Raw genomic sequence first — 21,168 nt, forward strand, 5'->3', positions numbered from 1 at the left:
TAAGCGCAGCTTCAACCCAACACCTGGCGGCGTCCGGTTGAAGCAGCCTGTACAGCGCCATCATGAGGATGGCAATACCAATCGAAAGGGCAATTTAGACCGTCGGGCGTCAGTTCTCGCCCAGCTGCACCTGGTACAGCTCGGGCAGCTCATACTGCAGGCCGTAGCCTTCGTAGATGGCTTTGACAGTGCCCGCCTTGATCAGGCCTTCCAACTCGCCTTCCAGCGCGTAAGCCAGCTGACGGTTGGATTCATGCACGGCCATGCCGAGCTCCCAGACCTGTTTGCCCATGTTGGGATAGGCGTTCTGCGCGGCCTTGAGATGACTGTCGTTGGCCTGGCTGAGCATCCAGTCGATCTCACCGCGCATGGCCATGGTCGCGTCTACTTCGCCCGCCTGCATCGCGGCAAATGCGGCCTGCGCGGTTGGGTAGTGATGCAGCATCTTGGCAATGCTGCCGTTGAATACCGATGACAGATAGAACGAGGGGACGCTTTCCACTTCCACCCCGACCGGGTGGTAACGGAACACGGCCACGCTGGAAAGCTCTTCGAGGCGTCGATCATCGTAGGCGGACTGCCAGCGCTCGCGCTGGTATGGGCCGAACATGACCACCAGCTCGTTGATCAGCTCGCCCAGCTCGTTCTGCTTGTAGGAAAACTCGCGGTCGTAGGGCACGCGCATCATCACGTCGGCCAATACGTTCGGTCGCAGGTAATGCCCTTTCCAGATGAAGTTGCGCAGGTCGTCATCGAGTGTCTCGTCAGGCCTTACCCACAACACCTCGACCTTCAGCCCGAGTTCCGACGCCAGTTTTTGCGCGAGTTCGAAATCGACCCCGCGCGGCTTGCCATCGGCCATGAAGCTGTAGGGCGGAAAGTTCTCGTACATCGCCACCTTGAGCACGCCCGAATCGATGATGTCATCGAACGCGCGCACCGTGACCACCTCCGCCTGTACCAGCGCGCAAGCCATCCACAAGCAGAGCCCCGCAAGCAACTGGCGCATCGTAGTCACCGCTTGGCAGCTTCGCTTTCGATGTAGGTACGGATGGCCCAGAGCGCTTCCTGGCTGAGGTAATCGGCCATGCGGGGCATGTAGACGGCGCCATCGCGAACAGCACCGTTGATCACGCGCTCCTTGTACCACTCGTCGCCGTCATAGCTGGCTTCCAGTTCACGCAGATCCGGTGCGATGCCGCCAGAGATTGCCTCGAGGCCATGGCAGCGGGCGCAGTTCTGGTTGTAGGCCGATGAGCCAATTTCAACGGCCCTGTCATGGTCTTCACTGGGCGCCCGGTACGGGTTTTCATCGACCCACTCTTCACCCAGCGGGGACAACCCCTTGGTCTCCACCTTCTGCGGCGTGACGTCACCGTGGGCGAAGGCAAAGCCGGCGAAGCCGAGCAGACCAGCAGCAAAAAGTGCGCGCAGTTCAGTTTTATTATTCATGACTACCACCGTTGTTTTCGAATACCTGAGCAAGGCAGCCCCACTTGGAGCGCATGGTGGTCATCTTGGGCATTACGCCCACGTGGCAGAATCGTGCTTTGGTTGTCGGATTCTCCTCCCTTGGTAGTAGGGCCTCATGCGGCATCGGCGCAGAACCCAGGTAGCAGAACGAAAACACAGGCGGATTGGGAAGTTTTCCCTAAATCAGCGGGAGCTTTTCCGTATCAGCCGCCGCGATCCCATCCCAATAATCGAATCGCCTGACCAGCCTCTCGCACAACTCGTGTAGCGAGCACAGCAACTGGCCTCGTCCGAATCGACCAAGGGAAACCAACCATGACAACAACACCCCCCCTGGGCAGCAAACGCCCTCTCGCCATCGCCGTTCTGATTGGCGGTCTCTCACTCAGCGGCTTGGCAGACGCCAAGAACGTCACCTGGGACGACATCGCCAACGACCATCTTTCGACCGGAAACGTATTGCAGTACGGCCTGGGCACCAATGCCCAGCGCTGGAGCCCGCTGAATCAGGTGAATGATGAAAACGTCTTCAAACTGACGCCGGCCTGGTCCTTTTCCTTTGGTGACGAGAAGCAGCGGGGACAGGAATCCCAGGCCATCGTGCATGACGGTGTGATCTACGTGACGGGCTCTTACTCGCGCGTGTTCGCGCTCGATTCGCGCACAGGCAAACGGCTTTGGAGCTACGCGCACCGATTGCCTGCGGACATCCGCCCGTGCTGCGACGTCGTCAACCGAGGTGCGGCGATTTATGGTGACAAGATCTACTTCGGCACGCTGGATGCCCAGGTGGTCGCGCTGAACAAGGACACCGGCAAGGTCGTCTGGAAGAAGAAGTTCGGTGACCACGGCGCGGGCTACACCATGACTGGCGCACCAACCCTGATCAAGGACCAGAAAAGCGGCAAGGTGCTGTTGATTCATGGCAGCTCGGGCGACGAATTCGGAATCGTCGGCAAGCTGTTCGCCCGCGATCCAGAGACCGGCGAGGAAGTCTGGATGCGTCCCTTCGTCGAGGGCCATGTGGGCCGTCTCAACGGCAAAGACAGCACACCGACCGGGGACGTCAAAGCGCCCTCCTGGCCTGATGACCCCAATTCGCCCACTGGCAAGAAAGAGGCCTGGAGCCAGGGTGGCGGCGCGCCTTGGCAGAGCGCGAGCTTCGATGCCGAGACCAACACCATCATCGTCGGTGCGGGAAACCCGGCGCCCTGGAACGGTTGGGCGCGCACCGCCGATGGCGGCGAGCCGAAGGACTACGACAGCCTCTATACCTCCGGGCAGGTCGGTGTCGACGCCACCACGGGCGAAGTGAAGTGGTTCTATCAGCACACCCCCAACGATGCCTGGGATTTCTCTGGCAACAATGAGCTGGTGCTGTTCGACTACAAAAACAAGGATGGGAAAACCGTCAAGGCGACGGCTCATGCCGACCGCAATGGCTTCTTCTACGTGGTCGATCGCGAGGATGGCAAGTTGCAGAACGCCTTCCCTTTCGTCGACAACATCACCTGGGCCAGCCACATCGACATGAAGACCGGACGACCTGTCGAGAATGAAGGTCAGCGCCCACCGCTGCCGGAGCCAGGCGAAGCGCACGGCAAGTCAGTCGAGGTTTCACCGCCCTTTCTGGGCGGTAAAAACTGGAACCCCATGGCCTACAGCCAGGACACCGGGCTGTTCTACGTCCCCGCCAACCATTGGAAAGAGGACTACTGGACCGAAGAGGTCAGCTACAAGAAGGGTAATGCCTATCTCGGTCAGGGCTTCCGCATCAAGCGCATGTACGACGATCACGTCGGCATTCTTCGCGCCATGGATCCCACCACGGGCAAAGTTGCCTGGGAGCACAAGGAGCCGCTGCCGCTCTGGGCGGGTGTGCTTGCCACCCAGGGCAACCTGGTATTCACCGGGACCGGTGATGGTTACCTGAAAGCGTTCAACGCTAAAACCGGCGAAGAGCTGTGGAAATTCCAGACCGGCAGCGGAATCATCGCCCCGCCCATCACCTGGGAGCAGGACGGTGAGCAATTCATCGGAGTGACCGTCGGCTACGGTGGCGCCGTGCCGCTGTGGGGCGGCGACATGGCAGCGCTGACCAAGCCTGTCGCGCAAGGCGGCTCGTTCTGGGTGTTCCGGATCCCGAGTTGGGACAACTCGACCGCTAAACGCTAAGTCTGGGCTGCGCCGTGGTGCGGCGCAGCCTCTCGCGTTGCACAGCTGGCGTAGCCAACTCGGTTGAACCGCAAGGGTTGGCGCTCTCCGGTTCACCGATCCGTCACACGTCGGCTGTCCCTTTCCCCTTCGAATACGGAACTGCCATGAACCCGACTCTTCTTTTGCTGCCCCTTGCACTGCTCGCCAGCACGTCCCTTCTCGCTGATGACGATCAGCCGATCATCATCAATGGCTGCGTCATCCAGCCGGAAAGCAGATGCCGCAACGCCGACCTTCGTAACGCCGACCTGAGCAATCAGGACATGCGCAAGATGGACCTGGCCGGTGCCAATCTGTCCGCTGCCAACCTGCGTCATGCCAATCTCGATCTGGCCAATCTGGAAAAGGCAGACCTGACCGGCGCCACCCTCACCCGCGCCAGCCTGCAACAAGCCAACCTGCGGGTGGCGAATCTCACCAATGCGCACCTGGTCGCGATTCAGGGATGGGGCCTGTTCGCTCAGGCCGCACGCTTCAACGGGGCCAACCTGACCGCAGCAAACCTCGAGTTTGCGCGTTTGAGTGGGGCGAAATTGCAGGGTGCAAATCTAACTGCCGCCAACCTGGAAATGAGTTGGCTCAGCAAGGCCGATCTCGCACGCGCAACGCTGACCGACGCGAACCTGCAAGAAGGCAAGTTCAACGATGCCAACCTCGCAGAGGCCACCCTGACCGGGGCACGCCGTCACTATGCAACCTTTCAAGGCACCCATATGGAAAGCTGCATCGATTGCCCGATTGACTGGGAAAAGTAAGGGGTACGCCGGCCTCGTCATCCGCATCAAACATGCGTCTGGTGACGTTGTGCGCTAGTCTCGCCTGCATCAACGACACCACTGCACTTTGCTGCTTTAGTCAGCGCTCGCCGGAACCCCTCATGAGCATCATCCGTATCCCACAGGTCGTCGAACTGGACGCCCTGCCCCGCTTCGATGGCCTTCACCTGGACCAGATCATCACCCCCGAAACCCCCGAAGCCTTCAGCCAAGCCAAGGACGAGCTGCTCGGTTGGCCGCAGGTCGGCTTCGATACCGAGTCCAAACCGACCTTCAAGGTGGGTGAAGTATCGACGGGGCCGCATTTGATTCAGTTTGCCAGCCCCGAGAAAGGCTACCTGTTCAAGGTCGGCTTGGATGGCTGTAGCGAAGCCGTCAGAGCGGTGCTCCAGTCAACTCAGGTATTGAAGGTGGGGTTCGGGCTGAGTACCGACCGCAGCCGATTGCGCAACCGCCTGGGTATCGAGATGGTGCACTTCATCGACCTGGGCACAACCCTGCGCTACCAGGGCAAAAAGGGACAGGTCGGACTACGCGGCGCGGTTGCAGCGGTATTGGGTACGCGAGTGAGCAAATCGCGCAGCGTATCCACGTCGAACTGGAGCAACCGTTCTCTTACCGATGCGCAGCGGCTGTATGCGGCGAACGATGCCTACGCCGCACTTAGCGTATTCCTTGCCTTGGGCGACGACGCCGAACGCGTTCTGCATGACCGGATCGTCCCGGCCAAACAGCTGGACAGCTGACAGCGCAGCTGGTCGATACGAAGGAATACCTTCTTCCTCCTACTGAAGGTGCAACCCATCTACCTCGATGGCGTCTACCAAGGGCAGACTCCAAAGGAGATAGATGTGGAAGGTATGTTTTTCAGCGGCTGGTCGACACTGGTCCGCACCCTGGTCATTGGCATCCTGGCTTATATCAACCTGATCGTACTGTTGCGTATTTCCGGCCGCCGTACGCTCTCCAAGATGAACGCATTCGACCTGATCGTCACGGTAGCCCTGGGATCGACGTTCGCCACCATTTTGCTGAACCGCGATGTATCGCTTGCCGAAGGCACCCTGGCATTGGCGCTGCTGATCGGATTGCAGTATCTCGTCACCTGGTCCAGCGTAAGAGTCGGTTGGGTACGCAAGCTGGTCACTGGCGAACCAGCGCTGCTGCTATATCAAGGGCAGATGCTAGGCAGTGCCATGCGCGCGGCTCGGGTCACTGAAGATGAGGTCCGCTCGGCGATACGCTCTAGCGGATTCTCTGCTATCGATGAGGTTGAAGCGGTCATTCTGGAGACCGATGGCAGCTTCAGTGTGATCAAAAAAGGTTCTCGCGATAGCCGTTCGAGCCTATCCGGGGTCATGACGCCGGGCCCCCGGAACATTGAGCTTTAGGCCATCGAAGCTTTGGTATTGACGCACCGCCTCGTCAGTCGCGCGGGTAAACGTGGTGCCATTCCCAGCCATCCGCTTCCAGTAATGCGGCCAACAACCGGCGCCGCTCCGGTGCGTTGAGCATTTGAGCCGCATTCGATTTAAGCGGTATTCCGGCATCGCTCAGCGACGCGAGATCCATGATCGGAAGCTGGGCGTGGCTATTCACCTGGCCGAGGTAGTTGGAACGCTGCATCTCAACATGCTGGTCCAGCGCCGACACGAGCATCTTGTGTTTCAGCGTGTCCTGCGGTACGTCGTCAGCGACCTCTTCAAGCAACTGCAGCACCTCGTTCAGGCTCGCCACAGCGGGGATGACGTTCTTTTCTGCTTGTTTGTTATGAAAGCAACGAATCACCGGATAGGCGTGATGGTTGAGGGTGTGCTCGACCAGCATCTGCCGTATGTCGCTGGCATTGTCATAAAAACGCGAAAAATCAGACCCGTTCCAACTGTTGACCAAGATCTCCTGCGGTGTCCGTCCCATGCTACTGATGAGCAGACTAAGCTGGTTTTGCAAGCTGACAGCCGACAGTACCGGAACGATGTAGGTGATCGCAGCCGTGATGAAGGTCAGCCCACAAAAGGCTGCAGCACTGGTCAATACCCGCCAGGCGTCGTTTGAGGCTGCGAAATCGCCTACGCCCAGCGTCGAAAGCGTAAAGCCGGCGTAGTAGAAGGTTTCCCAGAGGTCCGCGGCCGCCTTGGTCGTGCCATTGATCACCGAGGCCGGGTCCGACGCAAGCATCAGAAACAGACTGAGCCATAGACAGGCAATCCAGGTCAGCAGCACCAACAGCAGCACGCATTGGCCTGCATACTCCAGCAACTTCGCCTCCCCTCGCCGACCGGCCGCGGCGAAGAAACAACGCCATACGCTCTTGGAAACGATATTGGTGATAGTCCCACCACCGCGCGTCGACAGCGTGGTTTTGGTGATATCTGCCGCCGTGAACAGAAAAAGCAAAATTCCCAAGACAAGAAAAACCATAGGGCCGCCGTATTGCTCCATCGCATAGTGTTCAGAAGTTATGAAGTAGCCAGCCGTTGTTAGTTCAGAGCCGGTTAGCGCTTTCCAGTGGCTGAACCAACAGAGCAGGCACAACGCCACTACAATCATTCATGTCAGTAACATCGCTTTCAGGTATCTTCGCCGCGCACAATTCGCGCATCCGCGCACGTATCGACTTGCCAGAGGACGGCTCGATGTCGGCCTGCTTGAATTCAGAGTGGAGTTTTTCAGCCCCCGTGCTGATGGCGCTGCTAGTTGGCCTCGGCGTCGCGGTATTGGCACGCTGGGTCCGCCATCAGCCACAATTTGCCGGCAGCTCCGCTTTCACCTTGATGCATCTGGCCATCCTCTGGTGGCTCGGCGTTGCTGCGTTGGAAATGAGTGTTCACCAGCAGGCTTGCAAAATGTTCTGGGCAGGCATGGCCTGGCCCGCCATTCTCGGCGTCCCGACGTTCTGGTCGGTATTTCTCTGGCAATACGTCCACAGCATCCGTAGCCCCTTAAGACCGCTCCCCGTCATTGCCTCGATGGTGATGCCAGTGGTGTTCTGGTTGCTGGCAGTGAGCAACCCCTGGCATTTACTGTTCTACGGCTTGGACAGCTCGCCGATCTCATCAGAGCCCAATGCGCCGATTGCCTACCAGCACGGGCCGTTATTCTATCTGGCGGCGGCTTACGGCTACCCCTTCATGGTTTTCTGCATCGGTATCACGCTGCGTGCAGCGGCGCTCAGCAGCGGCTTGCATCGACGGCACTACCTGATTTTCCTGATGCTGACCACGATTCCCTGGGCTGCCAATATCAGTTATGTCGCTTTTGGCTGGACCCTATTCGGCTTCGATCCGACACCGTTCAGCTTCGCATTGACCGTTGCGGGTTTCGGCTGGCTGATCGGCGGGCTGCGGCTGTTCGACCTGCTGCCAGTGGCGCGCCACCTGCTGCTCGATGCGCTGATGGACCCGGTATTGGTGATCGACCCACAACGCCGAGTAATCGAGGCCAACCCAGCTGCACTTCGCATGGCGGACCTGAAAAAGGGCTGGCATGGCTGCGCGTTGGCGCAATGGCCCTATATAGGCGACACGCTGGACGGCATATTGCAGCAGACGGAGCCTGGAGGCGCACCGCAGCAGGTAAGCGTCGACGCACGGCAACAGCACTTCGAGGTACGTGTCCGTGCGATTTGTCGCTCGACACGCGAAGGAACGGTGACCCTAGGGCAGATGCTTTATCTGCGCGATATCACTGAATTCCAGCGCAGCCAGCAGCAACTGGCAGAAGCATTGGCACTTAGCAAACAGCAGCTGGAGACTATTTCCAGCCTTCATAGAACCCTACAGGACCAGGCTCTCCGTGATCCACTGACGGACTTGTACAACCGCCGTCACCTGGAAGAGTTCTTCGCCCGCGAAGCGGCCCGTGCGCAGCGTGATGACACGCCTATCGCATTGGCGATGGTCGACTTGGATCATTTCAAGCGACTGAACGACACCCATGGTCACGCAGCTGGCGATGACGCATTAAAGGGCGTGGCCGCATTTCTGTTGAGTAGGTTGCGCAACACCGATGCGGTCTTTCGTATCGGTGGAGAGGAGTTTTTGCTGGTATTGCCGTGTACTCAGCCGGCCGAAGCCTTGGAAAAGCTGGCTCAGCTTTGCCGGCAGTTCGCGGCTCAATCACTGGCGACTCGTGCCGGACTGCTTCGCCTGACCATGTCGGTCGGCGTCGCGCATTTTCCTTTACAGGCCAGTGACCTGGACGGCCTCATGCAGCACGCCGACAGGCAGCTTTACCTGGCCAAGGACGGCGGACGGAACCGGGTCATGGCGATGCCCGGCGCTGTCCAAGCGACCGTCAGTGCCCTACCACTACCTCACTGATCTGCCGGACCGGCGTCAGGTCGGTGTAATTGGCGATGTCCGCAACAATCTCCTCTGCATGAGGACCGATACCCGCCAGAAAGGCTTCGACCGATTCGCTGAAAATGTGGCACATCGCAACGTAGGGCGCCGGTTCATCTGGAGTGCGCCCGGAAATGGCCTTGTCGATCGTGTAATAGAGGCAGGCATCGCCCATACGGGCCTTGAGCAACGGTAGGTGCTTGTCGCGATAGTAATCGTGATCGAACCTCGCACCAGGGGTATTGGGGTACATCACGCTGACTTTGATCATGCTCATTTGCCTCTATCTAGAGAGTGGAGAAATGGGATCGCTTGCTACCGTTTCCAAAGCAGCATCGTCGGCCAGATACGACACCGAAATGCCCGAGCTCTGACAATCGCAGAGGATTAAGGTTTTTACAGAACGTACTGCTAACCCGCACCGTTACCAGCGAAGTCAGGCCCATCAAAACGCTGCGAACCGAGCTAACTGGCTGCTCGATCACCTACCCGCACAATACCGGTATCAATGGCCAGATGAACCAGCTCCGCATGCGAGCTGACCTGCAGCTTGCTCTTGAGGAGCGTCAGGTAGTTGGACACCGTCTTACCACTGATGCAAAGCCGTTCGGCGATCAGTCGCGCCGGTGTGCCCTTGGCGAGCATTACGAAGATTTCGAATTCACGCTGTGTCATTCCTTGCAAGCGTGGATCCTGCGCATTAGCCGCCACCGGGTTGCGTGCCAATTGGGTGGCCAGCGTCTGTTCGATGTAGGCGTGACCGGCCAAGGTACGGCGTACCGCGTCCAAGAGCACCTCCGGCGATGAGCTCTTGGTGATATAGCCGGCGGCTCCGGCATCCAGTGCCTGGCGCACCAGGGGTAATTCGTCGTGCATGCTAAAGAACAGCACGCGCAGTTGTGGCAGCCGCTGCAACAGGCGCCGTGTGGTTTCGACGCCGCTGATGCCGGGTAGTCCGACATCCATGATGACCAGGCTTGGGGCCACCTCCAGAGCTTTGGCCAAGGCCTCCTCGCCATCGCAGGCCTCAATGACCTGAACGTCGGGTAGCAAGACGCGTAGTAGCGCAGCGTAGCCCTGGCGGACTACGGCGTGATCGTCAACGAGAAGGATCTTCATTGGAGCATGACTCCCTGATCGGAATGTCCAGATAGACCACCCAGCCGTAACCTACTCGCCCGCACGCGATCAACCGGCCATCCAGCGCCCGGGCACGTTCATGCATCGAACGCAGGCCAATGCCGGGCCGTCCGGGTGCGCCGTGTCCGTGGCCATTGTCACGCACGAGCAGCCGCAGCCGACCGCCGTTCATGCGCAGGCGAATGAACACGAAGCTGGCACAGGCATGCTTGGCCACATTTGTGAGCGATTCCTGCAGCAAACGGTACAGCTGTTCTTTCTTGTTCAGCGCAAGGGAGGGAATGCGCCGGTCGATCTGCACGCGCAACGTGATCCCTTGCGCGCTCTGCCACTGCTCGGCCAACAGGTGTATTGCTTCAGGCAATTCCAAATGGTCGAGCATCACGGGATAGAGCTCGCGCGTCAGCCTGCGAAAACCGTCCTGCAATTGTTCGCAGTGATCATCCAGAGTGCGTGCGGTTGTGCTGACCAGTTGCGGCTGGTCTTTTATCGCCTGTAGCAAGCAAGCCTGGGCGCGGATACCGGCCAGGTATTGCCCAAGATCATCATGCAGCGCCTGGGCGAGCTGTGTGCGCTCACGCTCCTGCAGCTCCAGTAACGAGCGCGTCAGGTCATCGTTTTCTCGCCGGGTGTACTCCAAGGCGCTGACCATGCGGTTGAAATGCCCGGATAACTGCTGTGCCTCCAGCAGGGAGTGGCTCGGCAGACGCATATCGAGACGGCCTTGGGAAACCTGGCCAAAGGCGGCAAGCAACTCGTTCAGCACGCCCAGCGCAGGCCTGACAGCCCACCGGATCGCCAGCAGGCTCAGCAATAACGCACTGCCGAACCATGCCAACAGCTGTAGCAGGGATTCCTCGACTTCCTCGATCTCGTCTCGGGGATCGACGCTCAGTTGCAAGGTTCGACCCTCTGGCATCTGCACAGTCAGCGGCGGGGGCAGCTCGGCGGGATACAACAGGATCTCGAGCCAGGTGCTTCGCTGCGGGCGGACCTCGCGGCTTGGGACACCTGGGCCCAACCAGCGAACCTGAACATGCCGCAAGTGCCGCGTCAGCTCAGGCTGGAGTGCAGCGGGATCGCGCTCCGCTACATCGGTGAGATAGCTGAGCACGGCACCCGCCGCCGCCAGTTCGCGGCTGACGTCTTGACTGGCCTGACGCAGCAGTACAGCCAAGCAGACGGCCGCAACCAGGCTAAAAAACAGCGAGACCAGCAGGCTGATACGCCAGAGTGCTGACATGCTCAATGTCCGCTTTTAAGGGCAGCAGGTTGATGCGCTACTTGACCAAGAAGCTTCCTTCCATGCCCTTGTTCTGCAGCCCTTTGCAATAGAAGGGGTAACGGCCGGGCTTGATCGGCAGGAAAAAGATTTCCGCCTCACCGGCTTCTTCGAATTCAAGCTCGACCAAAGTCACAGCCTTGATTTCCACGCCTCCGGCTTCGACCTTGCGCAGGAAGATTGCCTGCGAAAACTCCGGTGCCTGGAAAGCGCATTCTTTCTGGCCTTCGGCGATGACCTTGAGTTGATAGGCCACGCCGGTCTCGAGTTGGTACTCCTTCTGCGAGACCGCGTAATCGCTTTCTTCGGAACCGAATCTGAGATCCGGCAGCGATTGCGTGCGACGGGTAAGGTCACCGGCGGCAAGCACCTGATCGAAGCCGATCAGGCTGGCAATCAACAGGAGCTGAAGGGTGAGCGCTTTGAATGGAGGCATGGGGTCTTCTCGTTATTGTTATGCACGGTTCTATGCTAGAGGCGGCCGCCGGGCGCCGGTTTACTACCTTGGTACACAGCAGCTGGTACTTTCTGCATATTCCCCCGCCCCGACAGGGTTCCTATGCTGACCGCAACGCCATAGGAGTCGTCCATGCGCCCTCTTTCTTTCCGCATCCGTTGCTTGATCACCCTCGCCTGTTGCGCCGCTTTCGTCAGTGACGCAGGCGCAGCGGAGCCAGAACTCTCGGTGCGCATCGGTTACCTAGGCTACCGCCCGGACCCAGGCCCTCTGCTATCCAACGTGATCCCCGAGCCGGTTGATGCCGGCTTGAGCGGTGCCGAACTGGCCATTGCCGACAGCAACAGCACAGGACGTTTCCTCAAACACAGCTATGCCTTGAATAGCATCACGGCCGAAACACCAGAGCAACTCCAGAACGAGGCCCGGCAGCTGCATGATCAGGGGGTTCGATTGTTCGTCGTGAATGCGCCCGCTAAAAGCCTGGAAGCGCTAGCCTCTGCCATGCCGGACAGCCTGCTGATCAACGCCGGCAGCCCCGATGACGAACTGCGAACGACCCGCTGCCTGGGTAACGTGCTGCATACCCTTCCAAGCCGCAGTATGTTGGCCGACGCGCTGGGGCAGTTCCTTGCCGTGCGCCGTTGGAACCGCTGGCTGTTGATCAGCGGGCCGACCGAGGAGGATCAGGCCTATGCCGAGGCGATCAAGCGTGCCGCCAAACGGTTCGGCCACAAGATCATCGAAGAGAAGCCCTGGACCTTCGATAACGACCAGCGGCGCACAGCTCAAGCCGACATGCCCCTGTTCACTCAAGCTGGCGAGTACGACGTGGTCGTGGTGGCTGATGAGCGCGGCGACTTCGGCGAGTACGTGCCCTACCACACCTGGCTTCCGCGGCCGGTAGTGGGCACGCAGGGCCTGATCCCGACAGGCTGGCATAAAACGGTCGAAACCTATGGCGCTGCGCAGCTCCAGAAGCGCTTCGAAGCACATGCCAATCGCTGGATGAACGACCGCGATTTCGCTGTCTGGATCGGCGTGCGCAGCCTCGCCACGGCAATCACCAAGCTCGGCACCGCCGACCCCGACGCAATACGCCAGATATCGCTGAGCGAGACGCTGCCGGTCGATGGATTCAAAGGCCGCAAGCTGACGTTCCGGCCCTGGAACGGCCAGCTGCGCCAGCCGATCCCGCTCGTGCATCCACGTGGTCTGGTATCCAACTCGCCCCAGGAGGGCTTCCTGCACCCCACCAGTGAACTGGATACCCTGGGGTTCGATCGTCCGGAGAGCAAATGCCGGTTGAGCGAGGCGAGCCGATGAGAGTCATGTCCCGCTGCATCTGCGGTCTGTTATTTAGCGGTTTGGCGCACACCGCGAGCGCCAGCGAGCTGGGGTATGACGCCTACATCGACAGCCCGAAGCGGATCAAATGCATGTACGGCTACGTCACTGCCAAGACCGGAAATTTCGACGTTGCCAGGCAGATATTCGAGGACTGCATCGCGCGCTGGAACGACGTGTATTCGATGATCTGGCTGGCGCAGATGTACGAGTCTGGGTCGGGCGTGCCGGTGGATCTGGACAAAGCCGCTGCGCTCATGGAACGCGGCGCCAATCAGCCCGATGAGGCCAGCTATGTGAGCCTGGCCCGGTACCACTGGGGTACAGCGCTAGCCGAAGGGCGCGGTGTGAAAAAAGACCCGAAGGCCGCGCGAATGTGGCTGGAACGTGCATCCGAAGGCGGTCAGAGCGAAGCGGACGAATACTTGCTGCGTATGGATCAGTCACCGAATCAAATTGCCCGCTGAGCGGTTAACACAACAACAAGAGAATCTATCCATGCCCCGAACACTCCTTGCTGCTGCCATTTCCTGCGCGTTCGCTTGCACCAGTGCATCCGCTCTGGCGGCCACTGCCTATGTGTCGAACGAAAAAGACGACACCGTCAGTGTGATCGATCTGGATACGCTGGAAACGGTCGAGACGCTCGAGGTTGGCCAGCGTCCGCGCGGGCTGACGTTGTCACGCGACAACAAGCTGCTCTACATCTGCGCCAGCGACTCGGACACGGTTCAGGTCATGGACCTGGCAACCCGGAAGATCATCAAGCAACTGCCATCCGGCGCGGATCCCGAGCAGTTCGCCCTGCACCCGAACAACAAGTGGCTGTACATCTCCAACGAGGACGATGCGCTGGTAACGGTGGTCGACGTCGACAACGAGGAGGTACTGGCGCAGATCGACGTTGGCGTCGAGCCAGAGGGCATGGGCGTAAGCCCAGACGGCAAATGGGCGGTGAACACCAGCGAAACCACCAACATGCTGCACTGGATCGACACCAGTACCAACCAGCTGGTGGACAACACCCTGGTCGACCAGCGCCCGCGCCATGTCGAGTTCAACAAGGACAGCACGCTGCTCTGGGCCTCGTCGGAGATTGGCGGAACGGTAAGCGTCGTCGACGTTGAAAAGCGCGAAATCATCAAGACGCTGAACTTCAAGGTCAAAGGCGTGCATCCGGACAAGGTCCAGCCGGTCGGCATCAAGCTAAGTTCGGACGGCAAATACGCGTTCGTCGCGCTCGGCCCGGCCAACCATATCGCCGTGGTCGATGCGAAGACTTATGAGGTGCTCGACTACCTGCTGGTGGGCCGCCGGGTCTGGCACATGGCGTTCAACCTCGATGAGAGTCAATTGCTGACCACCAATGGCGTCAGCGGCGATGTTTCAGTGATCGATGTGGACTCGCTCAAGGTGATTAAATCGATCAAGGTCGGACGTTACCCCTGGGGCGTGGTGGTCGCGCCATGACCGCGCTGCGGGTTGAGCGTGTCAGCTTCGCCTACGGGGAACGTCAGGCGCTGCACGATGTGAGTTTCAACACGGCGTCCGGAGGCTTTACCGCCCTGCTCGGCCCCAACGGAGCTGGCAAATCGACACTAATCGCGTTGCTGACGCGCCTGTACGACTTGCAGCAGGGCGACATCCAGGTGGCCGGCTTCAGTCTGCGCAGCCAGCCGCGCGAAGCCTTGCGGCGACTTGGGGTGGTCTTCCAGCAAAGCACGCTGGATCTGGATCTCAGCGTCGAGCAGAACCTGCGCTACCACGCCGCCCTGCATGGCATGCCGCGCAAGGTTGCCAATGACCGGATCGAAGTGGAGCTGGATCGCCAGCAATTGAGCGAGCGCCGCAAAAGCAAGGTGCGCGAACTCAATGGCGGCCATCGCCGAAGAGTGGAAATCGCCCGTGCCCTCCTCCACAAGCCGAGCCTGCTGCTGCTCGATGAAGCCAGTGCGGGGCTCGATCCGGCCAGCCGCCAGAACCTCAACGATCATGTGAGATCGCTTTGCAACGAGCAAGGCATGAGCGTGCTCTGGACGACCCACCTGCTCGACGAGGTCCAGGCAAGTGACGAGCTGATCATCCTCAATCGCGGCAACCTCGTAGCGCAGGGTCGCGCTGATGAGCTGGCTGCTGCCGATGGCAGCCTGCAGCAGACCTTTGCCCGTCTCACTCGCAACGCGGTGCCGGCGTGATGTGTCCCGTTCAAGCCGTATGCCCCGCCTCAATTCAGGAATCCCGGCCATGACCCCCTATTGGGAATGCCTGCGAGCAATCGTGTTTCGCGAGTGGCTGCGCTTCGTTCAGCAGCGCTCACGGTTCTTCAGCGCCCTGGTGCGCCCGCTGCTCTGGCTGGTGGTGTTCGCTGCCGGATTTCGCGCCGCCTTGGGCATCGCCATTATCGAACCCTACGAGACCTATATCACCTACGAGACCTGGATCGTGCCGGGCCTGGCCTGCATGATCCTGCTGTTCAACGGCATGCAGGGCTCCCTCTCGATGGTGTATGACCGCGAGATGGGCAGCATGCGCGTGCTGCTGACCAGTCCGCTGCCGCGCAGTTTTCTGCTGGCGAGCAAGCTATTGGCGACTGCGCTGATCTCGCTGCTGCAGGTCTATGCGTTCCTACTTATCGCCTGGTTCTACGGCGTCCAACCGCCTGCGGCCGGCCTGCTGACAGCGCTACCAGCCCTCTTGCTGGTGGCGCTGCTGCTGAGTGCGCTGGGGCTGTTGTTATCCAACGGCATTCGGCAGCTGGAAAACTTCGCCGGGGTGATGAATTTCGTCATCTTCCCGATGTTTTTTCTGTCGTCGGCGCTCTATCCACTCTGGAAAATGCGCGAAGCCAGTGAATGGTTGTTCTGGATCTGCTCGTTTAACCCCTTTACCTACGCGGTGGAGTTGGTTCGCTTTGCACTGTATGAACGGCTCAATCCGCTGGCGCTGGCGGTGTGCCTTGGCCTGACGCTGCTCTTCAGTCTGCTTGCGGTGCTCAGTTTCAATCCGCAGCACGCCGCGCTACGCCGGGCTACCTAAGCCGTTCTCTGCTACTTTAGTACTGATTTCCCTGTCGATCGTAGGATTTCAAACCGCTGCACTTTGCACTGTAATGTGGCCGACCGAAGTACTGAAAAGCTGGGCATGCCAAAGCCAACCGGGTTCGCTGCAGATCGCAGGGGCTTGCAGTGCAGAAGACGCCACGGCTGTTTGCGCCGATGGTTTTCTTTCCCCGGACTGGGCAAGCTTGTGGGTGAACAGCTTCTGATCGAATAGGCGCCGCACAATGGCTGCCATTGTCGACCGAAGCCGCGCACACTAAAGGTCTCTTCCGATCTACCCCACCATAATCACAACAATGAGGTGACCGGCCATGTACAAGATACTGATCGCTGATGACCACCCGCTTTTTCGTGAAGCCATCCATAACGTCATCCAGGACGGCTTTCCAGGCAGCGAGATCCTTGAAACCGCCGATCTGGACAGTGCGCTGGCGATGACGCTGGAAAATGACGATCTCGACCTGGTGCTGCTCGACCTGAATATGCCCGGCATGCACGGCCTGAACGGCCTGATCAACATGCGCAACGAGGCGCCGACCATTCCAGTGGTGATCGTGTCTGCCGAGCAGGACAAGCAAGTGGTGCTGCAGGCCATCACCTACGGCGCGTGCGGCTTCATCACCAAGTCATCGCCACGCGCGCAGATGACCGAAGCCATCGAGCAAATCCTCAACGGCAATGTCTACCTGCCTTCGGACATCATCCGCAGCCAGAAAGCCAATACCCGCCGCTCCCAGCACAACGAACAGAGCATCGCGCCCGAGCTGTTGCAGGCACTGACCCGCAAGCAGCTACTGGTGCTCGAACGCATGACCAAGGGCGAATCCAACAAGCAGATTGCCTACAACCTCGATATCGCCGAAACCACGGTCAAGGCTCATGTCTCGGCTATCCTGCGCAAGCTCAACGTGCACAACCGCGTACAAGCCATCCTCTCGGCGGGTGATATCGACTTCACCGCGTATCTGCGCAGGTGATAACCAACACCCACGCAGCTACGCTCGCCTCTGCGATAAACCTAATCCCTTGTAGGACCCGGATCACTGGCTGACGCCGCATCCCGTAGGAGCCAGCTTGCTGGCGATCAAGGGGATCCCGCGTAGCAGCGGATCGCGAGCAAGCTCGCTCCAACGAGACTGCGCCCTACCGTCTGCTTTGTGCGTGACGTTCACCAAGTCGTAAACGCAGGACCTCCCGTAATACGATACGGTCTCCGCCACCCTATGTAGGAGCCAGCTTGCTGGCAATCACGGGGCTCGCGCCTAGCGATTGGCTAACGGCGTCAGCGACGCCGAGCACTTGTCGATCGAGCCTGGCGCTGTTCTAAGAATGGCCGTGTTCCATCATGTGGCACATGGCAGTCTTCAGCTTCATCGGCCGCACCGGCTTGTGCATCAGCATGTGGCCCAACTCCCGGACCTGCTGCTTGAGTTCATTGCTGTAGTTGGCCGTAATCATCAGCGCCGGTAGTGGACTGGCACGCCGCGCGTTGACCGTCTCGACCACATCGACGCCGTTGCAGCCGTTGTCGAGGTGGTAGTCGGCGATGATTAGATCTGCATCGGCATGGAAGTTATCGACCTGCCCGGCCAAATCCTGCTCCGACAACGCCGTCACAACATGACACCCCCAGCCCTCCAATAGGGTGCGCATGCCGGCACAGATCGCGGTGTCGTTATCCAGCACCCAGACCCGCGCACCTTTGAGCCGTTCGAGTAGCAGATCCGTAACAGACGGCTCCACGCTCGCCTTCGGCGCCCGCTTGGCCAGCGGCACTTCAATAGCGAATTTGGACCCCTTCCCCGGAACCGACTTCACCTGAATCCGATGACCGAGCATGCGCGCGATCTTCTCCACAATCGCCAGACCCAGACCAAGCCCGCGATCCTGCTGAGGACGCACGCCCTCGCCGCGTTTGAATTCGTGAAAGATCTCTTCGAGCTTGTCCTCAGGAATGCCGATGCCGGTGTCCCATACCTCGATCGACAGGCTCTGCCTGCGGCGGCGGCAACCCAGCATCACGCGGCCATGCGGGGTGTAGCGAATGGCATTGGTCAGCAAGTTGCGCAGGATCCGCGCCAACAACTGGATATCGCTGCGCACCAGCGCTGAACAGGGTATGAAGTCCAGCTGCAGCTGCTCACTGCCTGCGATCTGGTGAAACTCCGCCGCCAGGTTTTCCAGCAACTGGCTGACGGCAAACGGGGCGATATCCGGCTTGATCACGCCGGCATCTAGCTTTGATATATCGACCAGCGTGCCAAGCAGGTTTTCGACGTCTTCCAGGGAGTTGCTGATGTTGCGGATCAGCCCGCCACTGGGTGCGGTGGGTTGCTCCAGCAATGCGCTGGTGAACAGCCGAGCAGCGTTCAACGGCTGCAGCAGGTCGTGACTCACTGCGGCAAGAAACTTGGTTTTCGACAGGTTGGCCAGCTCCGCCTCCCGCTTGGCTTCACGCAGCCGCGCCTCGGCATGGGCGCGTTCGTCGATTTCACACAGCAGCTGGTCGTTCAGGCTGGTGAGCTCAGCCGTGCGCTCACGGACGCGTTGTTCGAGGTTCTGGTAGGCCTGGTGCAGCGCCTCCGCGGTGCGCCGGCGATCCGTGATGTCTTGAATCAGCACGAAGATGCCGACGACCTCGCCGCTAGCCTGACGGTTCGGTACGTAAGAGCGCAGCATGTAACGCTGCTGCCCCGAGTGGTTGTGCTCGGCCATCTCGAAGCTGACGCTTTCGCCGCACAAAGCACGGTCGATATAGGGTTCGAGCTGCTGCCAGTGCTCACCGCTGTGGATGTCACGCAACGATTGGCCGAGCATGCCTTCGCTGGGCCAGCGATACCACTCCTCGTATACCTTGTTGGTGAATTCGTAAGTCAGGTCAGCCGAGACATAGGCGATCAGCGCCGGCACGTGGTCAGTAATCAGGCGGATCCAGCGCTCGCTCTCGCGCAGCGCCTCGGCGTGGCGGTAACGCTCAGTGATGTCGGTAAAGGTGTTGACGAAGCCGCCGGTGGGTAGCGGATGGGTGCGGACCTCAAGCGTGCGACCATCGAACAGGTGCTGTTCGAGCTCAGTCAGAGGCTGACCATCGGCGTCCCGAGTGTTGGGTGTCAGCAGTTTCAGCTCACTGTCAGCCATCACTTCATCGAATGGCCGGTGTGCCTCGATGGGCGCCAAGCCGCAGAGTTCCAGGAAGCGGCCGTTCCACAGCTCCAGCCCCCCATCGGCGCTGACCATCGCCACGCCCTGCGAGAGGTTATCTACGGCACGCTGCAACAAGCGGGACTTCTGCGCCAGGGCCTGCTCGCGACGCATCGTCTCGCTGATCTTCACCTCGGTGATATCGGTGTAGAGCATCACCAGGCCACCTTCGCGCGTGGGACGCTCGCTGACCTGCACCCAGCGGCCATTCTGCAGCCGGTAGACGGTGGGCTCGTTGGCCTTACCGCGATGTTCCTCGGCGATCAGCCCGCTGCTCTCGGCCAACCGCTTGAGCTCCGACAGCCGCGTACCGCTGTTGATGCGCGCGCGCGTTCTGCTCCAGAGCGACTTGAAGCGCTTATTGAACAGAACGATGCGCTGATCCTTGTCGAACAGCACGAAGGCATCGGAAATGCTCTCGATCGCGTCGACCAAATGCTGATGAGCGGTTTCCGCCCTCAGGCGTGCGTCGCTGAGCAAACGGTTGCTGGCCTTCAGTTCTGCCATCGCCTGATTCAACGCATCGGTGCGTTCGCGCACTTGTTCAGCCAGTTCGACTGAATGCTGGAAGGCGGCGTAAGACGCATCGCGCCCGGTACTGCTGGACTCGATACGCTCGATCAGTGCCGCATTGATCCGCCGCAGCTTGTGGTTTTCGCGCTCGAGTTCGGCCTGCCGATCGAGTCGCTCAACGAGCACTTTTTTCTCCAGCACGTCCACCTGGCCGTCCGATGGCGACGCCGGTGAAGGTCTGGTTGATATGCATGCCATTGAACTGCTCTCCATAGGTGTTGAAGCCAATCACCTGCTGGCGTCGTAGGAAGGCTGAGATGTCGTCGCTGGAGCCGTTACCGTCGATCTCCAGCCGCCGCAGAAAGCAGTCGCAGCCGATGGTCAGCAAGGGCGGGCCGAGACGCTGTTCGAGACGTTCAAATACGGCTTCGAGGTTGGGCATCAGCGGGCCAGGACGCATCGCGGTCATCACGATGCCGTTCTCCACGGCGCAGTAAAACGTCAGGCTGAGGTCATCGTTGACCTTCTGGATCGAGCGGACGTAGTAGTTCTCGTTGATGCGCACTGCCAGCGGATGCGCAGCGAACAGTTGGTGATCGAGATCGCTGACCTCGACGCCGACCAGCCGTGCATATTCCTCGGCAGCGGGTTCTGCGTTCAGTTCGTAGACGCGACGCGCGTGACTGTCCACGCGCGTCACCACCAGCTTCTCAGTGCGCGGCAGCATGTGATGTGTGGTGAACACCTCGAAATCCATCCAGGTGTTGATCAGCACGACCGCCGCCGCCCCGCTGTGAAACTTGCCGTCGTAATAGACATGAGTGTCGGTCAGGTGATTGTCATCGCCGGCCGAGCCGCCGAAATGCGGAATGCTGCCAAAGGCGGCACTGAGCGCCGACAGCACGATCTCCTCGCGGCTGGACAGCCCATCAAGCAGGGTCAGGGCAAAACTGTGATCCTTGATCGGCGCCAGCGAGTTGCTGCGGCAATCGCTGCCCAGCCGTTCGACCAGTTGCTGCGCATCGGTGAGGCTGAACCGGTCCATCTCGTCGATCAGCTCGCAGGCGATGGAAAAGTTGCGGTGGTCGAAGCCGACCGCCGTTACGCAGCTGCGGCCGTAGCCCTGGGGGGTGATCTCTCCAGCCGATGTACAGCCCACCATGCGTACACCACCGAAGTACTGGTGCAGCGCATTACCCAGTGCTGGCAAATCGTACTCGGCAGAGCAGAAAAACAAGACGAAGCCGAGATACGGGTGAATCAGCTGGCGAGCCAGGTCCTGGGCCACCGTTTCGGCGTCCCCCGATTCAGACATCGCTGTGCGCACCGCTAAGGATTCTTGCTCGACCACGCACGCCAC

Annotated in this window: 20 protein-coding genes; 11 read left to right on the forward strand and 9 right to left on the reverse strand. The window is 59.9% G+C overall.

Going from position 1 to position 21,168, the window contains the following annotated elements:
- Positions 1-109: 109 nt before the first annotated feature.
- Positions 110-1,009, reverse strand: a complete 900-nt coding sequence (locus C1896_11800; protein AZZ45514.1) for an amino acid ABC transporter substrate-binding protein — start codon at positions 1,007-1,009, stop codon at positions 110-112.
- A gap of 5 nt (positions 1,010-1,014) precedes the next feature.
- Positions 1,015-1,452: a cytochrome c-550 PedF gene (locus C1896_11805; protein ID AZZ45515.1), complete on the reverse strand. Its 438-nt coding sequence runs from the start codon at positions 1,450-1,452 to the stop codon at positions 1,015-1,017.
- Between the two features lie 336 nt (positions 1,453-1,788).
- Between C1896_11805 and C1896_11810 the strand changes: the two genes are divergently transcribed.
- The 4 genes from C1896_11810 to C1896_11825 all read left to right on the forward strand — a co-directional run bounded on the left by C1896_11810 (position 1,789) and on the right by C1896_11825 (position 5,857).
- Positions 1,789-3,648, forward strand: coding sequence for a PQQ-dependent dehydrogenase, methanol/ethanol family (locus C1896_11810; GenBank protein ID AZZ45516.1), 1,860 nt, complete (start codon positions 1,789-1,791; stop codon positions 3,646-3,648).
- A 146-nt stretch (positions 3,649-3,794) separates the two neighbouring features.
- On the forward strand, positions 3,795-4,445 hold the full coding sequence (locus C1896_11815) for a pentapeptide repeat-containing protein (GenBank protein AZZ45517.1): 651 nt from the start codon (positions 3,795-3,797) through the stop codon (positions 4,443-4,445).
- A gap of 122 nt (positions 4,446-4,567) precedes the next feature.
- Positions 4,568-5,212 (forward strand): 3'-5' exonuclease, encoded by a 645-nt coding sequence (locus C1896_11820; protein AZZ45518.1) that lies wholly within the window; start codon positions 4,568-4,570, stop codon positions 5,210-5,212.
- Between the two features lie 105 nt (positions 5,213-5,317).
- A complete protein-coding gene (locus C1896_11825) occupies positions 5,318-5,857 on the forward strand; it encodes a DUF421 domain-containing protein (protein ID AZZ45519.1) in 540 nt (179 codons plus the stop codon).
- A gap of 34 nt (positions 5,858-5,891) precedes the next feature.
- Here the strand turns inward: C1896_11825 and C1896_11830 are convergent, their stop codons facing one another.
- Positions 5,892-6,887, reverse strand: coding sequence for a two pore domain potassium channel family protein (locus tag C1896_11830; GenBank protein ID AZZ45520.1), 996 nt, complete (start codon positions 6,885-6,887; stop codon positions 5,892-5,894).
- Positions 6,888-7,102: 215 nt separating this feature from the next.
- On the opposite strand from C1896_11830, the gene C1896_11835 reads away from it, so the two are divergent.
- Positions 7,103-8,788, forward strand: a complete 1,686-nt coding sequence (locus C1896_11835) for a PAS domain-containing protein (protein AZZ47645.1) — start codon at positions 7,103-7,105, stop codon at positions 8,786-8,788.
- On the opposite strand, the gene C1896_11840 is transcribed toward C1896_11835, so the two are convergent.
- The 4 genes from C1896_11840 to C1896_11855 all read right to left on the reverse strand — a co-directional run bounded on the left by C1896_11840 (position 8,763) and on the right by C1896_11855 (position 11,667).
- A complete protein-coding gene (locus C1896_11840; GenBank protein ID AZZ47646.1) occupies positions 8,763-9,080 on the reverse strand; it encodes an EthD family reductase in 318 nt (105 codons plus the stop codon). The genes C1896_11835 and C1896_11840 overlap by 26 nt on opposite strands.
- A 194-nt stretch (positions 9,081-9,274) precedes the next feature.
- Positions 9,275-9,928, reverse strand: a complete 654-nt coding sequence (locus C1896_11845; GenBank protein AZZ45521.1) for a DNA-binding response regulator — start codon at positions 9,926-9,928, stop codon at positions 9,275-9,277.
- Positions 9,909-11,192: a sensor histidine kinase gene (locus tag C1896_11850; protein ID AZZ45522.1), complete on the reverse strand. Its 1,284-nt coding sequence runs from the start codon at positions 11,190-11,192 to the stop codon at positions 9,909-9,911. The genes C1896_11845 and C1896_11850 overlap by 20 nt, the downstream gene beginning before the upstream one ends.
- A 37-nt stretch (positions 11,193-11,229) precedes the next feature.
- Positions 11,230-11,667 carry a copper-binding protein gene (locus C1896_11855; GenBank protein ID AZZ45523.1) on the reverse strand — a complete coding sequence of 146 codons (438 nt, stop codon included), beginning with the start codon at positions 11,665-11,667 and terminating at the stop codon, positions 11,230-11,232.
- A 153-nt stretch (positions 11,668-11,820) separates the two neighbouring features.
- On the opposite strand from C1896_11855, the gene C1896_11860 reads away from it, so the two are divergent.
- The 6 genes from C1896_11860 to C1896_11885 all read left to right on the forward strand — a co-directional run bounded on the left by C1896_11860 (position 11,821) and on the right by C1896_11885 (position 17,071).
- Complete coding sequence (locus C1896_11860; protein AZZ45524.1) at positions 11,821-13,014, forward strand: branched-chain amino acid ABC transporter substrate-binding protein; 1,194 nt, start codon at positions 11,821-11,823, stop codon at positions 13,012-13,014.
- 5 nt (positions 13,015-13,019) lie between these two features.
- The gene (locus tag C1896_11865) at positions 13,020-13,502 is read left to right on the forward strand and encodes a sel1 repeat family protein (GenBank protein AZZ45525.1); all 483 of its coding nucleotides are present in this window, start codon (positions 13,020-13,022) and stop codon (positions 13,500-13,502) included.
- Between the two features lie 31 nt (positions 13,503-13,533).
- On the forward strand, positions 13,534-14,505 hold the full coding sequence (locus C1896_11870) for a hypothetical protein (protein ID AZZ45526.1): 972 nt from the start codon (positions 13,534-13,536) through the stop codon (positions 14,503-14,505).
- Positions 14,502-15,230: an ABC transporter ATP-binding protein gene (locus tag C1896_11875; protein ID AZZ45527.1), complete on the forward strand. Its 729-nt coding sequence runs from the start codon at positions 14,502-14,504 to the stop codon at positions 15,228-15,230. The genes C1896_11870 and C1896_11875 overlap by 4 nt, the downstream gene beginning before the upstream one ends.
- A 49-nt stretch (positions 15,231-15,279) precedes the next feature.
- Positions 15,280-16,071, forward strand: coding sequence for a multidrug ABC transporter permease (locus C1896_11880; GenBank protein ID AZZ45528.1), 792 nt, complete (start codon positions 15,280-15,282; stop codon positions 16,069-16,071).
- 334 nt (positions 16,072-16,405) lie between these two features.
- The gene (locus tag C1896_11885; GenBank protein AZZ45529.1) at positions 16,406-17,071 is read left to right on the forward strand and encodes a DNA-binding response regulator; all 666 of its coding nucleotides are present in this window, start codon (positions 16,406-16,408) and stop codon (positions 17,069-17,071) included.
- A 346-nt stretch (positions 17,072-17,417) separates the two neighbouring features.
- On the opposite strand, the gene C1896_11890 is transcribed toward C1896_11885, so the two are convergent.
- Together C1896_11890 and C1896_11895 are read right to left on the reverse strand one after the other, a co-directional pair.
- The gene (locus C1896_11890) at positions 17,418-20,015 is read right to left on the reverse strand and encodes a hybrid sensor histidine kinase/response regulator (protein ID AZZ45530.1); all 2,598 of its coding nucleotides are present in this window, start codon (positions 20,013-20,015) and stop codon (positions 17,418-17,420) included.
- A complete protein-coding gene (locus tag C1896_11895; GenBank protein AZZ47647.1) occupies positions 19,984-21,159 on the reverse strand; it encodes a GfdT protein in 1,176 nt (391 codons plus the stop codon). Before C1896_11895 ends, C1896_11890 begins: the two co-directional genes overlap by 32 nt.
- Positions 21,160-21,168 lie beyond the last annotated feature (9 nt).

The organism is Pseudomonadaceae bacterium SI-3 (assembly GCA_004010935.1).
Classification (GTDB): Bacteria; Pseudomonadota; Gammaproteobacteria; order Pseudomonadales; family Pseudomonadaceae; genus Stutzerimonas.